The sequence below is a fragment of the Metabacillus herbersteinensis genome, assembly GCF_042433335.1.
Taxonomy (GTDB): domain Bacteria; phylum Bacillota; class Bacilli; order Bacillales; family Bacillaceae; genus Metabacillus; species Metabacillus herbersteinensis.
Window position 1 is genome coordinate 1 of record NZ_JBHLVO010000090.1, and the last position, 904, is coordinate 904.

Here is a 904-nt window from a genome sequence, read left to right on the forward strand (position 1 = left end):
AACCTCAAATTTACCGTTATTCTTCATAGACTTTGCGTCAGGATCAGTTAAACAGACTTGTTTTATCCCTTTATCTTTAAGATCTTCTTTTATGTTATTTAACTGCTTAATTCTTTCTTGATAACACTCAATTTTCTCAGTGATTTTTTGTTTCATATCATCGTTTTCTGTTGTGTTTAAGAAATCGCTAATGTAGTTTTCAATTTTCGACTCATAATAGTCTAGTTTCTTTTTTATAATGTTTTCATTAAAATGCTTATTTTTTGCGCTGCTAGCTTTTATCTTTGTTCCATCAATAGCGATGAGTTGACCATCAATAAGTCCAAACCCTTTTAACATAAGTGTAAATTCTTTGAATAATTGCTTTATAGCACCTTTGTTATTTTTCATGAAAGCAGATAAGGTACCATGATCAGGTGTTATTTTGCTAATAAGCCACATGACTTCAATATTTCTTGTTGCTTCGATTTCCATCATGCGTGACGATCTAATTCTATTCATGTAGCAGTAAATATATAATTTAAGAAGATCTTCTCTTCTATATGGTTTTTGACCAGCATTTTTTCCAGAATAAATTTTAAAACCTAGTTCCTCTAAGTTTAGGCTATCTACGTAAGCATCAATAACTCTCACAGGATTTTCTTCACTGACAAAATCCTCTAAAGAATTAGGCAACAAATTTATTTGATTTCTATCTTCTGCTTGAATAAATGGCATATTGTCAACTCCTTTATATTATAGATTCGACAGTGATACCAATTATCTTCTTAAATAAGCAAAAAATCCGCTAAATTGTTAGACAGACTCACGTACGGATCGCGTATACGGCGTTTCAATTTATATTACAGTGTGTACTTTTAGATAATGATCTAAAGCAGAGGGGATTCCCCGCTGCTTTAGTCTT

General features: G+C 31.4%; 1 protein-coding gene. It reads right to left on the reverse strand.

The features are described from left to right. Positions 1-717 (reverse strand): transposase (locus ACFFIX_RS27815; RefSeq protein WP_378939899.1); only part of this gene is annotated, 717 nt, incomplete at its 3' end. Positions 718-904: the final 187 nt, after the last annotated feature.